At 58.9% G+C, this 21102-nt stretch carries 18 protein-coding genes; 5 read left to right on the plus strand and 13 right to left on the minus strand.

The features are described 5' to 3' along the window. Window positions 1–9 precede the first annotated feature (9 nt). Window positions 10–984: an ABC transporter substrate-binding protein gene (locus tag J0X15_RS16570; RefSeq protein WP_206943115.1), complete on the plus strand. Its 975-nt coding sequence runs from the start codon at window positions 10–12 to the stop codon at window positions 982–984. Between the two features lie 221 nt (window positions 985–1205). Beyond that, complete coding sequence (locus J0X15_RS16575; protein ID WP_331461935.1) at window positions 1206–2981, plus strand: ABC transporter permease; 1776 nt, start codon at window positions 1206–1208, stop codon at window positions 2979–2981. A gap of 22 nt (window positions 2982–3003) precedes the next feature. Here J0X15_RS16575 and J0X15_RS16580 read toward each other — a convergent pair whose 3' ends face one another. After that, the gene (locus J0X15_RS16580; protein WP_206943117.1) at window positions 3004–4050 is read right to left on the minus strand and encodes an ABC transporter ATP-binding protein; all 1047 of its coding nucleotides are present in this window, start codon (window positions 4048–4050) and stop codon (window positions 3004–3006) included. 48 nt (window positions 4051–4098) lie between these two features. Further along, window positions 4099–5016, minus strand: a complete 918-nt coding sequence (locus J0X15_RS16585) for a LysR family transcriptional regulator (protein WP_206943119.1) — start codon at window positions 5014–5016, stop codon at window positions 4099–4101. A gap of 195 nt (window positions 5017–5211) precedes the next feature. Between J0X15_RS16585 and J0X15_RS20315 the strand changes: the two genes are divergently transcribed. Together J0X15_RS20315 and J0X15_RS16590 are read left to right on the plus strand one after the other, a co-directional pair. Further along, a complete protein-coding gene (locus tag J0X15_RS20315; protein WP_269439429.1) occupies window positions 5212–5337 on the plus strand; it encodes a hypothetical protein in 126 nt (41 codons plus the stop codon). A gap of 232 nt (window positions 5338–5569) precedes the next feature. Continuing rightward, window positions 5570–6292: a hypothetical protein gene (locus J0X15_RS16590; protein ID WP_206943121.1), complete on the plus strand. Its 723-nt coding sequence runs from the start codon at window positions 5570–5572 to the stop codon at window positions 6290–6292. Between the two features lie 7 nt (window positions 6293–6299). Here J0X15_RS16590 and J0X15_RS16595 read toward each other — a convergent pair whose 3' ends face one another. From J0X15_RS16595 to J0X15_RS16610, 4 genes are all read right to left on the minus strand, one after another. Next, window positions 6300–7133, minus strand: a complete 834-nt coding sequence (locus tag J0X15_RS16595) for a phosphate/phosphite/phosphonate ABC transporter substrate-binding protein (protein WP_209015414.1) — start codon at window positions 7131–7133, stop codon at window positions 6300–6302. Between the two features lie 17 nt (window positions 7134–7150). Further along, window positions 7151–8152 carry a fatty acid desaturase gene (locus tag J0X15_RS16600; protein WP_206943123.1) on the minus strand — a complete coding sequence of 334 codons (1002 nt, stop codon included), beginning with the start codon at window positions 8150–8152 and terminating at the stop codon, window positions 7151–7153. A 312-nt stretch (window positions 8153–8464) separates the two neighbouring features. Continuing rightward, window positions 8465–10924 carry a Tex family protein gene (locus J0X15_RS16605; protein WP_206943125.1) on the minus strand — a complete coding sequence of 820 codons (2460 nt, stop codon included), beginning with the start codon at window positions 10922–10924 and terminating at the stop codon, window positions 8465–8467. Window positions 10925–11088: 164 nt separating this feature from the next. Beyond that, the gene (locus J0X15_RS16610) at window positions 11089–13173 is read right to left on the minus strand and encodes a putative bifunctional diguanylate cyclase/phosphodiesterase (protein WP_206943127.1); all 2085 of its coding nucleotides are present in this window, start codon (window positions 13171–13173) and stop codon (window positions 11089–11091) included. Window positions 13174–13494: 321 nt separating this feature from the next. Between J0X15_RS16610 and J0X15_RS16615 the strand changes: the two genes are divergently transcribed. After that, window positions 13495–14067, plus strand: a complete 573-nt coding sequence (locus J0X15_RS16615) for a fasciclin domain-containing protein (protein WP_231710468.1) — start codon at window positions 13495–13497, stop codon at window positions 14065–14067. Window positions 14068–14290: 223 nt separating this feature from the next. Here J0X15_RS16615 and J0X15_RS16620 read toward each other — a convergent pair whose 3' ends face one another. From J0X15_RS16620 to J0X15_RS16650, 7 genes are all read right to left on the minus strand, one after another. After that, window positions 14291–15073 carry an anti-sigma factor gene (locus J0X15_RS16620; RefSeq protein ID WP_206943129.1) on the minus strand — a complete coding sequence of 261 codons (783 nt, stop codon included), beginning with the start codon at window positions 15071–15073 and terminating at the stop codon, window positions 14291–14293. Continuing rightward, window positions 15070–15624 carry a sigma-70 family RNA polymerase sigma factor gene (locus tag J0X15_RS16625; RefSeq protein WP_206943131.1) on the minus strand — a complete coding sequence of 185 codons (555 nt, stop codon included), beginning with the start codon at window positions 15622–15624 and terminating at the stop codon, window positions 15070–15072. The genes J0X15_RS16620 and J0X15_RS16625 overlap by 4 nt, the downstream gene beginning before the upstream one ends. Before the next feature lie 106 nt (window positions 15625–15730). Further along, a complete protein-coding gene (locus J0X15_RS16630) occupies window positions 15731–16855 on the minus strand; it encodes an ATP-dependent DNA helicase (protein WP_206943133.1) in 1125 nt (374 codons plus the stop codon). A gap of 131 nt (window positions 16856–16986) precedes the next feature. Next, complete coding sequence (locus J0X15_RS16635; protein ID WP_206943135.1) at window positions 16987–17745, minus strand: siderophore-interacting protein; 759 nt, start codon at window positions 17743–17745, stop codon at window positions 16987–16989. 230 nt (window positions 17746–17975) lie between these two features. Continuing rightward, entirely contained in the window at window positions 17976–18731 is a 756-nt protein-coding gene (locus J0X15_RS16640) for an autoinducer binding domain-containing protein (RefSeq protein WP_206943137.1), read from the minus strand. Between the two features lie 233 nt (window positions 18732–18964). After that, window positions 18965–19939: an MliC family protein gene (locus J0X15_RS16645; protein ID WP_206943147.1), complete on the minus strand. Its 975-nt coding sequence runs from the start codon at window positions 19937–19939 to the stop codon at window positions 18965–18967. Window positions 19940–20069: 130 nt separating this feature from the next. Further along, window positions 20070–21101: a 4-hydroxyproline epimerase gene (locus tag J0X15_RS16650; protein WP_206943149.1), complete on the minus strand. Its 1032-nt coding sequence runs from the start codon at window positions 21099–21101 to the stop codon at window positions 20070–20072. Between the last annotated feature and the right edge of the window lies 1 nt (window position 21102).

The following is a 21102-nucleotide window of genomic DNA, read 5'->3' on the forward strand; positions in this document are numbered from 1 at the left end:
ACTTTCGTCATGAAGAAACTTCTGATTGCTGCCGCACTTCTGGCAGCCACCGCCAGCCAGGCCATCGCCGCTGACGGCAAGCTGGTGCTTTACACCTCTCAGCCGAACGCCGACGCCCAGGCAACCGTGGATGCCTTCAAGGTCGCCAACCCGAATGTCGACGTCGAGTGGGTGCGTGATGGAACCACCAAGATCATGGCCAAGTTGCGGGCCGAATTTGAAGCCGGTGCGCCCCAGCCCGACGTTCTGCTCATCGCCGACATGGTCACCATGGAAGGCCTGAAGGCTGAAGGCCGTCTGATGGCCCATGAAGGCGCAGACGTCTCCGCCTACGACCCGAAGATCATGGATGCGGACAAGACATATTTCTCCACCAAGCTGATCACCACCGGCATCATCTACAACACCAACGCACCGATGAAGCCGACTTCCTACAAGGACCTACTGAAGCCGGAAGCCAAGGACAAGCTGGCCATGCCGTCGCCACTGACTTCTGGTGCTGCGACCATTCACATGACCGCGCTGACCTCCAATCCGGACCTTGGCTGGGCCTATTACGAAGGCCTGGCTGACCAGGGCGCCAACCCGAAGGGCGGCAACGGCGGCACTTACAAGGCGATTGCCGGTGGCGAAAAGCTCTATGGCTTCGTCGTCGATTTCCTGCCGGTCCGCGAAAAGCTGAAGGGCGCTCCGGTTGAGTTCGTCTTCCCGACCGAAGGCGTGTCCGCCGTCACCGAGCCCGCCGCGATCCTTTCCACCGCGCAGAACCCGGATGCCGCAAAGGCCTTCATCGACTTCCTGATCTCCAAGGAAGGTCAGCAGCTGGCCTCCACCATGGGCTACCTGCCGGCCGACCCGACCGTCGCAGCCCCGGAAGGTTTCCCGGCCCGCGACCAGATCAAGCTGATGGATTTTGATCCGAAGGCCGCTCTGGAAGGCGACACCGCCAACAAGATGAAGTTCTCCGAAATCTTCGGCGGCTAAGCCTGCGTGCAATCACCAATGCCAGCGGCGCGAGACCTCCTTGCGCCGCTGATGCTTTTCTGGCGCAGTTGTCCGCTGTGCCCCCACCGCGCGTCCTGCAAGCCCGTGTTACCTCTTCGTCATGCCATGACTTGATCATGGCATCCATGCCGTGACCTTGCCACCACCGCAGCCCTTTCGCTTGTCATTCCGGACGGAGCAAGAGCGAAGACCCAAGCTCGGTGAACCACCAGTCCCAAGGCAAAGCTCCCCTCTCCCCCGTCCTCATCACCCGTCATGCCATGATCACCACCCTTCGTACCGCCTTCCTCAGAATCGACCGTCTGACCCTGTGCTTTCTGGTGATCGCACTGACAGCGATCTGCGGCTTGCCGATGGCACTGATGTTCAAGGTCGGTCTGACCACGACCGGCAGCCTTGATGTCGGCCCGCTGATAGAGGCCCTGCAAAGTCGCTCGGTTCTGCGGGCCCTTTGGCATTCGCTGGAAAGCAGCACGTTGTCGGCGTTGGGAGCGGTTTTCGTCGGCACGCTGCTGGCGCTCGTCATCGGGCTGACCGACGTGCGGGCCAAGGGCATCCTGGTGTTTCTCGTGCTGTTGCCGATGATGATCCCGCCGCATGTGACGGCGATTGCCTGGATCCAGGCCCTCGGCCCTGCCAGCCCGGTGCTGCGCTGGCTCGGCATCGCCCCGGAAATCGGCTCGACCCATCCGCTTTATTCCCGCGAAGGACTGGTGCTGCTGCTGACCATGCAGAACAGCCCGCTGGTGTTTCTTCTGGTTCGCGCAGCTCTAAGATCCCTGCCCCGAGAACTCTCGGATGCGGCGCGCGTCTCAGGCTCTGGCACATGGCGCCTGCTTACACGCATCACGCTGCCGCTGCTGGCGCCGTCCCTGCTGGCCGGGTTCGCGCTGGCCTTCGTTGCAGCACTTGGCAACTTCGGCATGACCGCCCTGATCGGCATTCCGGCACGCTACACCACGTTGCCCGTGCTGATCTGGCGGCGGCTGGCCTCTTTCGGCCCGGATGTGCTGCCGAACGTCGCCGTCATCTCCATCATCCTGGCGCTGGTCACTCTGGCAGCCCTGCTGCTGCAAGGCATGCTGCAACGAAGGATGCGCTCCAGCCTGATCGGCCTGCCGCAGGCACCGCTGAGCATTTCTCTAAGAAAAAAACGCCCACTGGTTGAAGCCCTGCTGTGGGGGTTCATCGCGCTCATTCTGGTGCTGCCCGCAGCCTCGCTGATCGCCACCGCATTGGTCAGAACCTATGGTCTCGATCTGACGGCGGACAGCCTGACCCTGCAAAACTTCACCGAGATCCTCTGGCGCCAGTCCGTGACGCTACGCGCCTTCAGCAATTCGACCCTGGTCGCCGGGGCTGCTGCCCTGCTGATTGCCGGATTGTCCGTGCCTCTGGCCTATTTCCTCACCTCTAAGGACCGCCTTGTCCGGCGGTTCTCCGGCTTTGGCGTCGGCCAGGCCGAGATTGCCTTTGCCGTTCCCGGACTGGTGATGTCGATTGCCTTCATTCTGGCCTTCATCAAGCCACTGCCGCTGCTCAACATCTCGCTCTATGGCACGCTGTGGATCATCCTGGCGGCCTATCTCGCATGCTTCCTGGCCGTCGGGCTGAAACCGGTGACCGCAGCCTTTCTGCAGATGGATGGCGCGCTGGAAGATGCGGCCAGAGTGGCAGGCGCAGGCTTCGCCCAGCGCATGCGGGTTATCTTCACGCCCCTGGTCGCCCCCTCGGCCGCCTCCGGTGCAATCCTGGTGTTTCTCACCGCCTACAACGAAGTCACGGTCTCCGCCCTGCTGTGGTCGACGGGCAGCGAGACAATCGGCACCACCATCTTCAACTACGAAGATGGTGGCTACACGACGTTGGCAGCGGCCATGTCCGTCGTCGTGGTGGCGGCCACCGTGGCCATCATGTCGGCCATGAACCTGCTGAGCCGTCACGTCCCCTCAGGCACGATCCCCTGGCGGGATTGAAGTTCTCAGCTGGGCACGCCCCTCACTCCGGCAGCAGCCAGCCGCTCTCAAGGGAAATCGCCAAGGGCTCACCCACGGTCGCCTTGTGGCCGAGGTTGACCAGAACCGGTTGGTCTTGTCCTGCCACGCGAAGATTGGCTTCCCAGTACCCGCCGCGATACGTCACCCGGTCGACATGTCCCTCCAGCCTTCGTCCCTCGCCGGAGGTGCGCACATGCTCCGGACGGATCATCGCCTTTGCAGGCCCCTCCTGCGTATCTGTCCGGCAGGGCATTTCAAACGTCTGCCCCGCAATGCTCACCAGCGCCCGATCTCCGCGAACCCGGACGACCTCTGCCGGCAGGATCGTGCTGCGGCCGATGAAGCTCGCCACCCGCTCGTTGGCGGGGCGGTCATACAGCACTTCAGGCGCATCGGCTTGCAGCACCTCCCCCTTCCACATCAGCGCCACCTTGCTGGCCAGTGCCATGGCCTCGCGCTGATCGTGGGTGATGAACAACGTCGTCGCACCGCTTCGGGCATGAAACTCCGCCAGCTCTTCTTCCATCGAGGAGCGCAAATGCGGATCGAGATTGGCCAGGGGCTCGTCCATCAGAACGGTCGTCGCGCCTTGCGCCAGGCACCGGGCCAGAGCCACACGCTGCCGCTGACCGCCCGACAGATCGGCCGGTTTGCGTTCCGCATAAGGCGTCAGCTGCACCGTTTCCAGGCAGGTCGCCGTACGCCCCAGAACCCTTTGCCGAGAGGCTTTGGCCGCTTCCAGTGGAAACGCCACGTTCTGCCGCACACTCATATGCGGCCACAATGCATAGGACTGGAACACCACACCGACATTGCGCTCTTCCGGGTCCACATGCCGTTGCGGTCCGGCAACGACGGTCGAGCCCAGGTGGATCTCGCCACCATCGATGCGCTCAAGCCCGGCAATCGAGCGCAGCAAGGTCGACTTGCCACAGCCGGAAGGGCCCAGCACAACAAAGAAGTCCCGCTCTTCGATGAGAAGGCTGACGTCCTTCAGCGCAGCGTGAGACCCAAAGCGTTTGGTGACGGATTTCAGACGGATAGACATGGGCGGGCCAATACCTGTCCAACATGACAAGCTGATTACCATCCAGACTTATGGGGCTGATGAAGCGCTTGTCGAAGACAGGCTCATCTCGCGAAAACACTCTTCCACATGCTCGGCAAACGCCCTGACGGCTTTGCCGGCCCGAGGACGTTGTTTCATGATGATGTGGTAGTTGCCGATGTCCGGCAGGTTGTGGCGTTCATCGAGGATCTGCAACGGCGGCTCGACGACGCTGGCGGGAAAAGGCGCAACTGCGAGATCGGCAAGCAGAGCCGCCTCCTGCCCCGCGCTGTGGAAGCTGGTATAGGAGATCCGGTAGGGCTTTTGCATCCCGTCCAGCGCCATGCGCGCCGCCCGCCGCCAGGGGCACCCGGATGTGGCAACCGCCAGCGGCAGCGGATCGCGCTCATAGGCAACGCCGCCCTCAAGCCCCGCCCAGACCAGCGGCTCGGTGAAAACAATATCGCCGCCCTTGGCCAGGTCGCTGTCGGGCCGTGCCGTGTAAAGCACCAGATCCAGATCCCTATTCTGCATTTCAGCCAGCAGCTTCGGACTGCCATCAATATGCACATCGACATTCACCCCCGGATGGGAACGGGCAAAGCGCGAGAGGAATGTCGGCAGGAAACGCGTGCCGAAATCAGACGGGGCACCAAAGCGGACCTCCCCCTCGACGGAAGGCGACAGGAACAACGCAACGGCTTCATCATTCAGCATGAGGATGCGCCGCGCATAGCCGAGCAAGGCCTCGCCCTCGGAGGTCAGACGGACTGTCCGCCCCTCCCTTGCAAACACTTGCACGCCGATTAGATTTTCCAGCTTCTTGATCTGCATGGAGACCGCAGATGTGGTCCGCCCAACAAGCTCGCCAGCCTTGGAAAAGCTCCCGGTTTCCGCAATCACGAGAAAGGTTCGGTAGAGCTCCATGTCGATCAGGATACTACCGGCTGAACTGGCTCGCTCCATCAGGAACATCCTCTTTTCAAAATTGCTGAAAACGCAACGTCAGACACGGCACTTCATCGTTCAATAAAATTGAACTCATACATAAGAACTATTCGATTGATTGAAAGCCTAAAGGAGCACATATAGCAGTCAAGGCGCCTGATTTTTGAGCAGAGACGCCGATTATAAAACACTCCAATTCGGACTGGAAACGCCATGAACTACCTGTCTCAGATCCTCGGCAATTCCCTGCTGGGCATCATCAACGGCCACTCTGCTGCACAGATCAGCCAGATGACTTCGACACTGCGCACTGCCCAGATTCGCAAGGGTCGTCGCTGATTCATTCAGCCACCTGGCTGGAAGCCCCGACACCCCGCTTGCGGGTTGAACGGTGGTCAGAGGAGCGCTCCTGCTCCCGGTCGAAATCTTAAAGCCGCGACGGTTGATCCGCTCGCGGCTTTTTGCTGTCCGGATTTCGCTTCGAGCGCGCGGTGACAGGTCGCATTCCGCGCCTATTCGTGCAAAGCTCCCGCGGCAAACACATGCCCACCGGAGCTGAAGATAAATCCCCATGCCGACTGTCTTTCCCAAGGGCCAACTGGCTCTCTATGTTCTCATATTCGCCCTTGCCTACACCGGCCTGATCGCCGCCATCGATTACCTTCAGCTCAACAGCTCCAGCAGCTTCAGCGTTGTCGAGATCTTTCTGGAGGCGACCTTGTGCCTCTATGCCTGCATTGCGATTGGCGGGCTGAAGGCTGTGACGAAGAAACATCCGCAGACGACGACATCCGCCTTGATGCGCTACGTCTTGCTGATCGGCGGGCCGTCGGCGCTCTCCTTCGTCATTCTGGCACTGGCGATAACTCTCCTCGGCATGAGCGACGCTCTGCAAATCCAAGCCACATACCTGGTTCTGGGCGTCGTCTCCGGTCTGATTTTCTTTATCCTTGCGACGCTCTTTGGCCTCAGCCTTCCAGGCGCCCTGCGAGAACCGAAAGACACCATTGGTGAAGCCTTCCAGCGCGGCAAGCGTCAGGCGAGTTTCACGCTCCCGCGACTGCTTTTCTTCATGGCACCGTTCAGCGTCGCCGCCTTCGCCCTCTCGGTTGCCGCAGCGGCGACCGGGCTGTTCGGCAACGCGCCCGCCGGAACGATGATCTTTTCACCCAACGAATTGCTGGTGACCTTCGTCGTCAAGCTTCTCGGGGGCATGGCCATCGTCGCATTCGCTGCCATCATCATGGCCGCCTTCCAGAAGGATGAGGAAGAACGACTGGCGGAGGCCGGATAGCAGCCTGTCAAGCTAGGTCGGGATATCCGAGAGCTTCAGCTTCCTGGCGCATCACAGTCAGCGGCGCATAATCTTCAATCGACAGCGCCGTAAAACCTGTGATGCCGACATGCGTGCGCGCTGCGACTGTCTGCGGGTCTTTGAAAACCTGCAGGACCGAAGCGCGCAACGCCTCCAGCACCTCGAGCGGCATTTGCGACGAGGTAATCAGCGGCAGACCTGGCACCTGTCGGCTGGTGGCAATCGGGCGTAGAGCGGCAAAAAGCTCAGGCCGGTGCGTGCGGACGAGGTCGTAACAGACTGCATCGGTGCAGCACGCGTCAGCCTCTCCCTCTGCGACCGCCGCCATCGACTTCAAATGCGCGCCCGTCTCAACCAGTTGGCTGAACATCGGCGCACCATCGGCAACAGGCGCAAGCGTATGGCGGAAAGCATTGTAGCCTGATTGACTGTCGGAACTGTTGAAGGCAGCGCGCTTGCCACGAAGCGCTTCCAGCGACTGCACATCACTGTCGCGATGGACAAGCACATAACTGCAATAGTTCGGACCATCACATCCTGGCGCGTCGTAATGCGGTGTCAGGATGGGCTGCACCTTGCCGGCCAGAAAGCTGACCAGCGGATACCCGCAGGTCTGTGTCAGCAGAAGGCGCGGATCTTCCCAGCTCTCAAACAGCGACTGGCCGCTTGGCGCAGGCTCGAAGTTTGCGGGCGCGAGACCAAGGACATTTTCGGCCTCGGCCTGGAGCGCCTGCTCAAGCACCCAGATGGCATCATGCACCTCCGGCCAGTCGTACATGGAAAGACGAACGGGGCGGAAAGGCGTGGGCAATTCAAACAAGCAGATGAACTTTCATGTCAGGATTTGGACGCTGGAACCATAGCATCTGCAGCTGTGATAGGCGGCACCTTCATCGAAACCGCCACGCCACTGGAGGCTTGCGCCGCCGAAAGGCCACGAAGCGGATCTGAGATCAGCGGATGCGGGATCTGCTCCTTGCGCTTGAACAGGTAGCGTCGCGCCAGATCAAAGTAGCTGGAAAAAACGTAGCCGTCATTCAGCTCGGCCCAATGGGCTTTCCTCGCACGGTACATCGCTGGCAATTGATACCAGGCAGTTCGCGGATGCAGATGATGTACCAGATGCAGATTGTTGTTCAGAAACAGCAGCGAAAACACCGGGCAAAACTCGACAATGATCGTCCGGCCTTCAGGCGTTTCATGCGCCCGGTGCTCCGCATAGGTACGGAGCATCAACAGGCTCATGCTCGGATAAACGACACAAACAATGTACATCCATAGCGGCAATTCACAGATCTGCGTGACGAAAACCAGCACCGGTATCAGCCCAAGCAGATGATGGCCCCAAGCTTCTCGCACCCCGGCCTCTCCGCGCAGAAGCAACTTGGCCTCGGCCCCGAGAAATCCGGTCATCGAGACCAGCGGACCGATGCTCAACCGCCCGATCAAAGTGTTGTTGGCGTTGAGAACCAGCTTCAGCACAGCCGGCAAGCGGTCCCAGTCCCGCCACATCATATAAAAACTTTCCGGATCGTCGTAAGGGTCGGTCAGAAGATCATTGTTGTGATGCTGCAAGTGGAGCTTCTTGAAGCGACGATAGGGCACAAACAGATTTAAAGGAAAATAGATCAGCGCTTCGTTGAGAAACGTGTTTCGAGTCGGATGGCCATGAAGGACTTCATGCTGCAGGGAACTGTGCAGCGTCCCCATGACCGCAGCCAGCGCAAAACCGCCCAGCGCAGTCACCTCGACCAGAGATAAAATCCCAATGCCCCAAAAGAACGTTGCGGCGAGAATGAGCGCAAGCGTCGGCCATTCGCAAACTTTTGCCTGCGGCACAGATATCTCCTTGAAGTCTCAAAATAAAATCCCATACGAGGGCCGTATTTCGAGGTACCAGAGACACCACGGTTGCAACAAGGAGTGAGTTTTGGCGAAAAATGCGACGATGAGAGCTTTTATCTACAACCGCGACATTTGATCCCCGTAATCCAGTTTTGGTCACCAGCTTATGATCTTTCGATCATCATTATGGAATGAAAAGCGCATTTTCAGCGTGGTTTCCTGGCCGAATGATGGCGAAAAAAAGAGAGACCCGCCCGATTTTACGATCCAGACAGGAAGAAAGCGGGCCAAGTCTGCATCCTGATGTTATTTCTTGCCGCGATTCATCGCAGCAGCCAGCGCTGCAGCCATGGCGCTATTGCCACCACCCGTATCGCCCTTATCACCGGAAGATTTGTTACCTGACCCTTTTGACGAGGGTCCCCGGCCACCAGAACCGACAGCACGACCAGCCCCACTCTTGGACGCATTGCCGCGCGGCCCATTGTTTGCGGGACGGCTGTCCTGCTCTGCCCGCTCGCGCTGCCCCTGATAATCCACCTGCGACTTCATCGTCATCGAGATGCGCTTGCGCCGGGCGTCCACTTCCAGAACCGTCACTTTCACGATGTCACCGGCCTTCACCACCTTGTGCGGGTCGTCGACAAAGCGATCGGCAAGCTGTGACACATGGACCAGGCCGTCCTGATGAACTCCGACATCCACAAAGGCGCCGAAGTTGGTCACATTTGTCACCGTGCCTTCCAGCTTCATCCCCGGTTTCAGGTCGGAGATTTCCTCGACGCCATCCTGCAGCGTCGCCGTCTTGAACTCTGGGCGCGGATCCCGGCCAGGTTTCTCCAGCTCCTTGAAAATATCCTTCACTGTCGGCAAACCAAAGTTGGTGTCAGTGAATTCCTTCGGGTCAAGCGTGCTGAGAGCCGCTTCGTCTCCCATGATCTGGCGCAGGTCGCGTCCACAAGCCTTCACGATCCGCTTGGCCAACGGATAGGCTTCCGGATGAACAGAGGAAGCATCAAGCGGCTCGTCCCCCTCGGCAATCCGCAGGAACCCGGCACATAGTTCGAATGCCTTGGCGCCAAGACGGGGGACGTCCTTGAGCTGCTTGCGGCTTTTGAACCGACCAATGCTCTCCCGGTGCTCGACCACGGCACGCGCCAATGTGTCCGACAGGCCCGAAATACGCGACAGCAAGGCCTGCGACGCCGTATTGAGATCTACGCCGACAGCATTCACCGCGTCTTCCACCACGCCGTCCAGAGCTCGGGCCAGCTTGGTCTGGTTCACATCGTGCTGATACTGCCCAACGCCGATGGACTTGGGCTCGATCTTGACCAGTTCGGCCAGCGGATCCTGCAAGCGACGTGCAATCGAGGCCGCCCCGCGCAGGGACACATCCACATCCGGCATTTCCTTGGCCGCCAGCTCCGAGGCGGAATAAACAGAGGCCCCCGCTTCATTGACGATGACCCTAATCGGCCGGTTCGCCGGCGGCACATCTGTCAGAGCATCGATGGTCAGGCGATCGGTTTCACGGCTGGCCGTGCCGTTGCCAATCGCGATCAGGCCAACCTTGTGCTTGGCAATCAGCGCAAGCAGGACAGCACGCGAACCGACGACGTCATTCTTCGGCTGGAACGGATATATCGTGGCGGTATCGACAAGCTTGCCGGTCTCATCAACCACAGCCACCTTGACCCCGGTGCGGATGCCCGGATCCAGACCTAGGGTCGACCGAGATCCAGCCGGCGCTGCCAACAGCAGGTCTTTGAGGTTCTTGGCAAACACGTCGATGGCGGCTTCTTCCGCCCGTTCGCGCAAGCCGCCCATCAGATCCAGCTCCAGATGCAGGGCCAACTTCACTTTCCAAGCCCAACGCGCGACTTCCATCAGCCACTTGTCGCCAGGGCGCCCCCGGTCGGCGATGCTATAGGTGTCCGCCACCATCTTTTCCGCCGGCTTGACCGGGGAGACGTCATCCGCATCAACCGTCAGGTCAACCGAGAGAATCCCCTCGTTACGTCCCCGGAAAAGCGCCAGTGCCCTGTGGCTCGGGATCTTCGACAGAGGTTCCGAATAGTCGAAATAATCGGAGAACTTCGCGCCTTTTTCAGCTTGGCCGTCAACGAGCTTCGCCTGCACCACACCCTTGCTGCTGACGTGGGAACGCAAGCGACCGACCAGCTGAGCATTTTCGGCAAAGCGCTCCATCAGGATCTGCCGGGCACCATCCAGCGCCGCCTTGGTGTCCGCGATGCCCTTTTCACCCGAGACAAAGCCAGCCGCCTCAGCTTCCGGATCTTTCATCGGATCCGAGAGCAAGGCATCGGCCAAAGGTTCCAGACCTGCTTCCCGAGCGATCTGCGCCTTGGTGCGGCGTTTCTTCTTGTAAGGCAGATAAAGATCTTCCAGCGTCGCCTTGGTATCGGCACCGGCAATGGATTTCGCCAGATCGTCTGTGAGTTTGCCCTGTTCATCAATCGACTGGGTGATCGCCACCCGGCGGTCTTCCAACTCACGCAGATAGATCAGCCGCTCGTCCAGTTTGCGAAGTTGCGTGTCATCGAGCCCGCCCGTCGCTTCCTTGCGGTAGCGCGCGATGAAGGGAACCGTCGAGCCTTCATCCAGCAAGGCAACCGTCGCACTGACCTGGCTCGGCTGGCAGCCAACTTCGTCTGCGATGCGCCGCGCGATGCGGACCGCCACTTCCGCCGCCGTGGCGGTCAGCTTTGCAGGGCTTGGACGGGCAGCATCAAGGTGTGTCATGAACGTGGTATCCGGAGACATTGATCAGGGGTGGCGACGATAGAGCGCCGGGATAAGGCAAAAAAGAGACCTCATCGCGTGATCCACCGGTTTCCCCCTTGGGGGCCCCACTGTAGCGCCCCGCTGGCCGCAAGGCGACCCGGGCAGCTGCTGAAAGGCTCCGATCAGGCTGCCATATCGGATTTCAATTTTTCCATGAATTCCTGCGCAGGGGCAGGTCGGTGCCAGAAATACCCCTGGCCGTAGTCGCAATTCAAAGCGCTCAGACGCCGCGCTACGTCATCCGTCTCAACTCCTTCGGCAACCGTCTTCAGGCCCAGTCCGCGTGCCATGGCAAGGATTGCGGTCACGAGGATTTCCTTCTGCCGGTCGGGGATCATGTCCCGCACGAACGACTGATCGATCTTCAGACACTTGATTGGAAAACGGGACAGATAGCTCATGGCAGAATAGCCGGTGCCGAAATCATCGATGGTGATCAAAACCCCACGACCGGCAATCATCTCCAGCAGCTGCACTGTTTCCGTCAAATCACTCAACAACAGGCTTTCGGTAATTTCCAGTTCGATCCACGACGGGTGACAATTGCTGGCGGACAAACACCGGTCCAGCGTCGCCAGAAACCTTGTGTCGTGCAGCTGCTTCGGCGAAACATTCACGGCGACCACGAAAGGTGTCACGCTGCGGTTGTTGCACTTGGCAGCCAACGTACAGGCCTGCAACAGCATGCGGCTTCCGATCTCGACGATCAGGCCCGTCTCTTCGGCCACCGGAATGAAGTCCACCGGGCCGATAGTGCCCTTGCTGGAGTGCCAGCGACACAGCGCTTCCGCGCCGGCGACGCGGCCTGTTTTCAAGTCGACCTTGGCTTGAAAATGCGCAATGAACTCGTCCGCCAGCAGTCCTTCCTTGATCAGCGCTTCCATCTCGAAGCGCTTTTCGGCCTTTTCACTCATCTCTTGAGAGTAATGCCGAATGCACCCGCCACCCGCGAGTTTCGCTTCATAGAGAGCCATGTCGGCAAATCGGTAGAGCGTTGACTGCGTCTCACTGTCATCCGGTCCGAAGGCGATCCCGATGCTTGCTGCAATCGGCGTCGGGCGTCCATCCAGATCAATCGGCACCAGCGATTCCACCAGGATCGCGCGCGCCACCTCTGCCGCCTCGCTTACGTCGGAAATGTCGTTGAGAATGACGAAAAACTCATCCCCACTCTGACGGCCAATGGAACCGCGGTCACCGATGACCTTTTCCAGCCGCCGGGAAAACTCGACCAGAATCCGGTCACCGGCCAAATGGCCCAGATTGTCATTGACCGCCTTGAAGCGATCGAGATCCAAAATCATCAAGGCGCATTTGTTGCCGCTTTGAACCGCCTGATCGATGCTCTCGCTCAGCAGATCGTAGAATTTCACCCGATTGGCCAGCCCGGTCAGACTGTCGGTATAGGCAAGGTCGCGCAACTGCGCCTGCAAGGCATGGCGCTGCTTTTCGTGATCGAGAAAGGTCACCATGGCGCCCGCCATTTCACCGATTTCATCGCCACGCCCAGTTCCCGAGATGCGGATCCGGGTGTTGCCCGTAGCCAGCTCCCGCATACTGGCGGTCAGGTCCGAGAGCGGCTCTGTCAGATTACGGATGATGGCATTGGCCAGCACCATGACGATAACACCGCACACGCCGAGAAAGGCGACAAGCTCAACCAGATTGAACCAGAACGCCCGGTTCACATCATCCAGATAGACCGCAGAGGCGATGACCCAGCCCCACGGCTCGAAAAACTGCGACCATGCCGCCTTGGGAACCGAATGGGTTTCAACGCCACGTAGAACCCGCGCGCCGTTGTAATAGGTGATACCGCCACCTGCCAGCGCATGATCGATCATCGAGACCGTCTGGCGCGATGTGGCCTTCGTCCCCTCGTCGTAAAGTTTGTTGCTCACGACCCGGACGCCGTCCCGGTCGAAAGCAAAAACCCGCGAACCATCATCGAAGACCATGGCACGAATTGCATTACGCGCCCGTGTCTGTGCCTCGGCTTGCGTGAGGACGCCTGTTTCGGCCAGCTTGTGATTTTCTGCGGCGATCGACACAGCGCTTTCGACGAGCGCCTGAACCTTGGAAACATGACCGAGCAGAAGATTGCTGTTCAACGCGTAAAGACTGTAAGAGCCAACCGCCAATGCAAACATTGCAACGATGACTATCGGCAAATGAATCTTGGTTTTGACGCGCAGCCTATTGAGCATTTTTGAAGCTTAGCCAATCGAAGTCAGGTCTCTTATAATTCCTGCTTATACGAGCATGACTTAACGCCTAGTTTCCGAGGTAGGTAGATTTTCCGAAACTTGATATTTCTAGCCATCACCAAGGTTCGCAAGTTATTCTGACGTAACGTAGATTCAAAACCGCCTATCCAGAATTGCAGGCACTCGAAAAAGTTATTTTCGCCAGATCGATAAAAAATGACTCGCGCTGAAACTTTCCGCTGCAAGGCCTCGTAACTCCACTCTGACAGCCACTGATTGAAGTCAATTTCAATCGCGTGGCTTTTCAAGGAGGAGTTAAACATGAACATTTCTATGAAATCCTTTATCCGCACCACCGTCGCAGCTTCCGTTCTCGGACTGGCCGGTGTGGCAGCCCATGCCGAAATGACCAAGGAAGTGGGTGGCGCGCCCATGTATCCTTCCAAGAACATCATCGAAAACGCAGTCAATTCCGCCGACCACACCACGTTGGTCGCAGCCGTCAAGGCCGCTGGCCTGGTCGAGACACTGTCCGGCGAAGGCCCCTTCACCGTTTTCGCGCCAACCAACGCAGCGTTTGAGAAGCTTCCTGCCGGGACTGTCGAAACACTACTGAAGCCGGAGAACAAGGATCAGCTCACCAAGATTCTCACCTGCCATGTGGTTGCAGCCGACGCCATGTCCGATGCGATCAAGAAGATGGTTGCAGATGACAAGGGCGCACATCCGGTCAAGACCGTCGGTGGCTGTGTCTTCACCGCCAGCACCATGGACGACGGTACAATCGTGATTGAAGACGGCCAGGGCAACAAGGCCCACGTGACCATCGCCGATGTGGACCAGTCCAACGGCGTCATCCACGTGATCGATTCAGTTCTGCTTCCCGCATCCTGAAGATAACAAGGGAGGGCTCCCCATCGACTTACCCTTCCGAAAGAACCGAGGGCCCGGCTTTATCCAAAGCAGGGCCCTTGGGCTGTCTCGGTCCCAGCCTCCCCATCTGTTGAACGGCCGAGACAGCTCCTCTTTCTTTAAGTCTCAGCGACTTGGTCGCACCCAGCCACGCTCGGCTCGCGCCGGGAAACCCTGCTTCAGATCATTTTCAGATGGATGACCTTCACTCGACCGGGATCAGCTTGCCCGAATAGACAATAGGCCCTGTCGGTCCCTCCACTGGCGACCCGCCGAGCGGCTCCAGAGTAACAGCGATCAGGGGATTGCGGCCTTTCAGGACATCCTGACGCGAAGACGCCAGGCGTGTAACATCTGCCGTGGCATCGACAAGCCCGAGCGACACCGGTACAGGCTGATCATCTTCCAGATACCAGACCTCAAGGCTCTTGTCGGTCGGGCGCTCTGCGGAGACAGACCGCACTTCGATGGTTCCAGCCGCAGCATCAACCTGCACCAGCAGCGCCGGCAGAATGCCATCGCGGTTTACCACTGCAACAAATTGTTGACCACGGACAACCTCCGGCGTCAGCCCGAGTGGCTGCAGAAGGAACGTTGGCGGCGAGCTGACGACAAGAGCCGCAAGGCAAGCGGCAATCGCCCCTCCTGCCAAGGCACTGCGGCGCCAGAAGGCCACACGTCGTCGCATCTGATCGAACAGCAGGACCTGCCCGGGTTCAGCTTGCGCCCCAAGCGCTTCAGCCTGGGCTTCCAGGCCCTTGATGCCGGCTTCGATCCGGATCCACACATTATCGGGAACGGTCACGGGGGCCACGGCTTCATCGAGAGGGGAAAGACGGCCGCGCCAGGATTCAACCTCGGCGGCAAAACGCGGATCGGATTCCAGGAGCCTATCCGCTCGCTGCCGCTCCAATGCGTCCAATGTTCCAAGCACAAGTTCCCCGGCAAGGGTCTGGCGCTCTTCATCAGGGGTAAACGTGTCTGTCATTCCCGGTCCATGCAGCTTTTAAGACGAAGAAGTCCGCGCCTTAGCCATGTTTTCACGGTCGCTTCCGGTTTGCCAGTGGCTTTCCCGAGTTCGGCCCGTGAGTACCCTTCACAATAGGCGAGGATAACACACCGTCGTTGCACCTCGTCCAGCTCTTCCAGACAGCCTTTCAGGGTTTGGCGATGGGCAGGATCAACCCGACCAAATTGCGGATCGGCGACACGCTCCAGCGCGTCCTCGTCATTGTCACCACCCATACGGGCAGGCTCACGGCGACGCAGTGAATCGATCGCCGTATTGCGAGCAAGGGCCACCAGCCACGTGATGGGCCGGCTCTTCCCCTCGTCATAACGGGACGCGTTTTGCCAAACCTTGATGTAGGTTTCCTGCAAGGCTTCGCTCGCAAGATCTCTGTCTTTCAAGATACGCAAGGTTATGCCGAAAAGTTTCGCGCTGGTCGCCGAATAAAGCGACTTGAAGGCACGTTTGTCCTGGCCCGCCACCAGGCCCAGAAGGTCACTTAGATCAACAAGGTCCATGGTTTGGGACAAGGAAGTCCTCCCGCTGTCGTCCGCCAAATCGTTCGCCCCACCCCGAGCGACCGAAAGGCCATCGCTTGAAATACGGAGGATACCCCACGTCAGATCACTGCAGGCCTCAACGGACCACGGTAATGCGTTCAGCAGCGCGCGTCACGGCTGTATATAGCCACCGCTCCTTATGTTCACGAAACGCATAGCTTTCGTCGAACAGGACGATGTCATTCCACTGCGAGCCCTGAGCCTTGTGAACCGTCAAAGCATAACCGTAGTCGAATTCATCCGCTTTGCGCCGAATCGCATAGGGGATCTGTTCCGCGCCATCCTCGAACATCGCTGGCAGAACATTCACCTTCACGAGGGTCTTGGAGGCGAGGTCCTCCTCCGGCACCACATCGAACCGCAGGGTGTTGCCACGCGGCTGACGCAGACGCTTGACCGACCAGAGGCCACCATTAAGCAGTCCCTTGGTCTTGTCGTTGCGCAGACAGACCAGCTTGTCTCCCACCGCAGGCATCGGTGTGCCAAAATCCTTCAGCTCGCGAATTCGACCATTATAAAGCCGCCGCGTGCGGTTGGTCCCGACCAGCACCTGATCGGCAGCGAGGATCTGTTCCTTGTCGATCTGGTTGCGGCGGATCACTCTGCTCTCGCCGTAATCTCCGAACTGCAACGTTCCGCCGCCTCGAATGTCCATCGACATCCGCACGATCGGATTATCCTGTGCCTGGCGGTGAACTTCCGTCAGCATCACATCCGGCTCGGCTTCGGTGAAAAAACCGCCGCCCTTGACCGGCGGCAGCTGCGCCGGGTCACCCAGCACCAGCACCGGCGTGCCGAACGACAGGAGATCCCGTCCCAGGTCCTCATCCACCATGGAGCACTCATCGATGACGATCAGCTTGGCAGTCGCTGCATCACTGTCGCGCTTGATCGCAAACTGCGGACCACCATCGTCCGCGTCATCGTCGGTCTCCTCTTCCTCCTTGGAAGAGCGTGGGCGATAGATGAGGGAGTGGATCGTGCCGGCATTCACGCAGCCCTTCTGGCGCAAGACGTGAGCCGCCTTGCCAGTGAAGGCGCCGAAGCAGACGTCGCCATCAATGCCCTCGGCCAGATGCCGCGCCAGGGTCGTCTTTCCGGTTCCGGCATATCCGAACAACCGGAAGACCTGCTTGTCTCCCCGCTTGAACCACGCGGAGACCTCCTCAAGTGCCCTGTCCTGTTCCGGCGACCAAGCCATGCAGCGATTCCCGTTTCGTTCTCTTCATCCTGAGAAACGACATAGCTGGTTTTGTCGACGATGGCCAGCCGAGCGACCGCCGGCAAAGCACAGCCCCCGCAACCATCCAGAAGCTTCAGTCGGAGCAACGGCTATTTTCCAGCATGCCCCTTGGTCCAATAGCCGGAAGATTTGATCCAGGCCGGGTTCACCCCCAGATCGTCAAGCACATAGGACTTGAGCGTTTGCGCCACCTGCGCCTCCGCAGCAATCCAGATGAAGGTCTCAGGCGCAATATCCAGAGCCTTCACCGCCGCAAGAAAAGGCGCCGGGTCAGCTGCATGCTCTTCCGTGCGACAGAGCCAGTGGCAAGTCACGTCTGCCGGCGTCTCAAACGCTTGCTGGTCTTCCGGCGTCGGAATACCCGCAATCACGGTGATCCGGTCCGCCTCTCCTGCTTCCTCGACCTTCCGTCCGATGGCAGGCAGCGCCGTCTCGTCACCAATCAGCAACCAGTTGATGAAATTGCCACGCACCACCCGGGAGCCGCGCGGCCCACCGACCACCAGGGAACTCCCGACTTCGGCACTCAGCGCCCATTGCGTTGCAGGGCCTGCATCATGCAATGCAAAATCGAGGACCAGTTCGCGAGTTGCCACGTCGAAACTCCGCGGCGTGTAGCTCCGGCGTATCGGGTCTTCATCGTCGGCGGAAAGCAGCAGCTTCACGTTGTCATCAAAACCGGGGCTCTGAAAATCAGCAAGATCTTCCCCCGTCAAGGTGACGCGCTGCATGTGCGGGGTCAGTCTGACACTTGCAACAACCGTCAGGGACCGGCGTTTCAGTGGAATATTCAGCCTTTCGGCAAAGGGGAGCGAGGAAGTGTCGTCTTGAAGGGTTTCGACCGTCATCAGATGTCCTTGTCTTGCGCCCTGCGTCACTTCAATCGTGCAACACAGGGTGCGCAAGCACACAGACCGAGAGCAAGTTCTCGAGATCCGCGCGTTGGTTGACGTAAGCGCTGACGGCATCTTTGATGAAAGATCAGCGCCTAGATCAAATATGATAATAAAACTCAAGTTTCAAGAGGCGCAGTGCACTTAGTCGGACCGAAGCTGGCCCCGCGGCCATGTGGCACCGCCTAGGCCTTGAACCTCTGCACCGCGATCACGCCAAGCCGAACCGCCTGACAAGTTGCCTGAATCTTATTGGCAACATTCATTTTCGTGAAGATGTTCGCCCAGTGGTACCGGACGGTTGCCGTGGAAATTCCCAGGATAGTCGCAATGTCCTGATCAGTCTTGCCCTCTGCCGACCAGGACAGCACATCGACTTCGCGAGGGGTGTAGCTGACTGCATTTTCTGCAGAGTAAAAGCTCATGAACCGCTCGTAGAACGCGCCTGCCATCAGGTTGACCTCAGCCAGCTCCTGAAAGGATGACGCCTCGCTTTTCATTTCACGAGATACCCCCACCGCGGCCACTTCTCCTGCCCGGCTGACCAGTGGAATCCCGATACCGCTGGCAAGTCCGGCATCTGCTGCTTGATGCATCAACTGCCGCGACGTGTTCAGCAACGCCTCACTCAGACCGGCATCTCGCTTCTGCTTTGCCACAGCATCATCCCAGAAAAACGGTAAGCGGCCTGACAGGCAACTATGGATGACCGGATCGACGGCGAAATAGCCCTCAGCCATATAGTATTTCATCCAGTCTTCGGGGTAGTCCGTCGCAAATCCGTGAAACTGGGTCAACCCGACGGACGGGTGCTCCGTGATCAGAGTGAGACAAGCGTGATTATAGCCAAGACGGCGTGTATCTAGACAGAAACTTTCAAATGCCTCAGCGGCAGTTTGAGCACCAAGAATGCCTTCGATTGCCCCACCCAAGTCAAACACCAGTTATCGCCTCCCAGTGACCTATCAATTCTGCTAGGTCCACAAAATGACGCAACGTGATACTTCTGGCAATGTTAGTTCCCTCTTAGGGAATTATATTTTTTAAGATTTTTTAGATCAGGCGACGGGGCAACCCGTCGCCTTTTTTCTTTGAATGCAGAGGATCCGCACAGCGAACTCACCTGAACCTGCACATCGTCAGCACACGCTAAAGAGACAACGGCTCCCGAGGCCTAGCGCTCAAAGCACCGGTCGCTTCCCGACGGCCCCTGAAACACCGCTTCGTTGCCCTTCGTGTGAATAGAGAAGACGCCATCGGTATATAGCGCGCCTGATCCGGACCGAACCCGCGCCAGTCGGTTGCCTTCGAAAGTATCCATGTTGAAGGTGACATGCTCGTTGGCACCACCGATGTCTGAAAATGTAACCGCCAGCGGCAACCCCTCAGGACATGTGTAATGAACTGTGCGCGCAGCCGGCGACGCCACCGGAGCTGACCCGCCCGCAGCAACATCCGCGATGGCGTTGGTAATGGTGTAAAGCGGCTGCATGGGATCATTGCCCTGGCCATATAGCACCTGTCTGCTTTGCAGATTCAGTTGCAGACCGACATTGCGCGAGGCATCAAACAGGTAAACCGCCGTATCACTGCGACCGCGTTCTTCAAACCGGAACGATACTCGGCCTTGCTCATTTAGCTCTTCCCACTGCCCGCCGCCAGCATTGGAGAAACTGCCCCTGGAGTGGAAGACCTGATCAACCGTCAGACCATTCACCCCATTGCCCAGACCATTGAAGGCTGGAGTGACCTGCTGGACCGAGGTGTTCTGCCCGCCCGAAGCCGGTTGCCGTGCTCCCTGCTGCACTGGCGGCAAGATGTTGTTCAGGCCACGCGCACACGTCGTCAGGATACCCGGATACTCAGTCTGCGAGCAGAAGATACCCCCCCACTGATAACCCGTCCGCCCTCGGCCATAGCGGATCTGAAACCACTCGTAGCCATCCATCAACACGCCCGTTCCGTTGAGGATGAGAATCTGATTGCCCTCGCCCAGGCTTCCAACCTGCCGGTATTGAAGACCTGGCCCGCTGCGAACCTTGCCGCCATAGGATTGACCGTTTTGCGGAAAGTCGACATCCGGCGATGCCTGGACGGAAGTGGAAAAAGCCAAAAGGCCGAAAATCAGAAGTCCTGAAAAATTGCGCATGAAAGCCTCGTTCAAAAAACCGAACACACCCAAATCAGACAGGATGTGACGCTCAACAAATTACCGTTAGGTCACTAAGGTATCCCGGCTGAACGCAGGATGAACAGGTTATTTTAACCAGTAGCAGACTCTAGGGCCGCGGGTAGTGCTTGACGCCCGAGCCGGTGACGGAAAATCCCGCCATGTAGGGGTCGCGTTCATCCAGCGAGATCGTGCTGGTGCCCGTCTTCACTGCCCAGCCTTCGATGGTCGGGATGATGCCGCGCTTGTGGCCGACAAGCACCTCCTCCTTCACCCCTCCGGTAAAGAGAGATCCGATGACGCTTTCATGCACAAAGCTCTCACCGACCTTGAGTTTGCCCTTGCCGTGCAGCTGCGCCATACGGGCCGATGTCCCGGTGCCGCAGGGACTGCGGTCGATGGCCTTGTCGCCATAAAAAACCGCGTTACGCGCATCCGCAGTCGGATCAGCCGCTGGGCCAGTCCATTGCAAATGGGTGATCCCCTTGATGCCCGGATTCTCCGGATGCACCATCTCATAGGCGTCATTCATCAAAACCCGCAGCCCAGGGCTGGCTTGCACCAGCATGTCGACCGGGATGCCCCCAACGCCGGGAAAGTTCTCCTGCGGCTCGATGATCGCATAAAAATTTCCGCCATAGGCAACATCAAACGTCAACCGCCCGAACACCGGGCAGTCGATCTCAAGCCCCTCAGCGGCAAGGAAGGATGCCACGTTGGTCAGCTTGACCGAGGCGACATACTCGCCCTCCATCCGATACTCCGCCAGGACGAGGCCGGCGGGCGTTTCCAACCGCGCAAGGCCCGGCGTCTTTGGTCGCAACAGGCCTTCCTCGATCGCCATCGTCACTGTGCCAATGGTGCCGTGCCCGCACATAGGCAGACAGCCAGAGGTCTCGATGTAAAGCACGCCGACATCATAGTCCTCTGATGAAGGCGGATAGAGAATGGAACCGGACATCATGTCGTGACCACGCGGCTCGAACATCAGGCCCGTGCGGATCCAGTCATAGTCGGCGATGAATTTCTGTCGCCGCTCGAACATCGAGGTTGCCTCGATACGCGGACCACCGCCCGCCACCAACCGCACCGGATTGCCGCAGGTATGACCGTCGATACAGAAGAACGTATGCCGCGCCATG

The sequence above is a fragment of the Roseibium limicola genome, from assembly GCF_017313085.1.
In the GTDB taxonomy this organism is placed as follows: domain Bacteria; phylum Pseudomonadota; class Alphaproteobacteria; order Rhizobiales; family Stappiaceae; genus Roseibium; species Roseibium limicola.

Bases quoted from the DNA above. Each gene is read 5' to 3' on its own strand.
- J0X15_RS16570 (WP_206943115.1), top strand. From the start codon at position 10: ATGAAGAAACTTCTGATTGCTGCCGCACTTCTGGCAGCCACCGCCAGC.
- J0X15_RS16580 (WP_206943117.1), bottom strand. From the start codon at position 4,050: ATGTCTATCCGTCTGAAATCCGTCACCAAACGCTTTGGGTCTCACGCT.
- J0X15_RS16585 (WP_206943119.1), bottom strand. From the start codon at position 5,016: ATGGAGCGAGCCAGTTCAGCCGGTAGTATCCTGATCGACATGGAGCTC.
- J0X15_RS20315 (WP_269439429.1), top strand. From the start codon at position 5,212: ATGAACTACCTGTCTCAGATCCTCGGCAATTCCCTGCTGGGCATCATC.
- J0X15_RS16590 (WP_206943121.1), top strand. From the start codon at position 5,570: ATGCCGACTGTCTTTCCCAAGGGCCAACTGGCTCTCTATGTTCTCATA.
- J0X15_RS16605 (WP_206943125.1), bottom strand. From the start codon at position 10,924: ATGACACACCTTGATGCTGCCCGTCCAAGCCCTGCAAAGCTGACCGCC.
- J0X15_RS16610 (WP_206943127.1), bottom strand. From the start codon at position 13,173: ATGCTCAATAGGCTGCGCGTCAAAACCAAGATTCATTTGCCGATAGTC.
- J0X15_RS16615 (WP_231710468.1), top strand. From the start codon at position 13,495: ATGAACATTTCTATGAAATCCTTTATCCGCACCACCGTCGCAGCTTCC.
- J0X15_RS16620 (WP_206943129.1), bottom strand. From the start codon at position 15,073: ATGACAGACACGTTTACCCCTGATGAAGAGCGCCAGACCCTTGCCGGG.
- J0X15_RS16630 (WP_206943133.1), bottom strand. From the start codon at position 16,855: ATGGCTTGGTCGCCGGAACAGGACAGGGCACTTGAGGAGGTCTCCGCG.
- J0X15_RS16635 (WP_206943135.1), bottom strand. From the start codon at position 17,745: ATGACGGTCGAAACCCTTCAAGACGACACTTCCTCGCTCCCCTTTGCC.
- J0X15_RS16645 (WP_206943147.1), bottom strand. From the start codon at position 19,939: ATGCGCAATTTTTCAGGACTTCTGATTTTCGGCCTTTTGGCTTTTTCC.
- J0X15_RS16650 (WP_206943149.1), bottom strand. From the start codon at position 21,101: ATGGCGCGGCATACGTTCTTCTGTATCGACGGTCATACCTGCGGCAAT.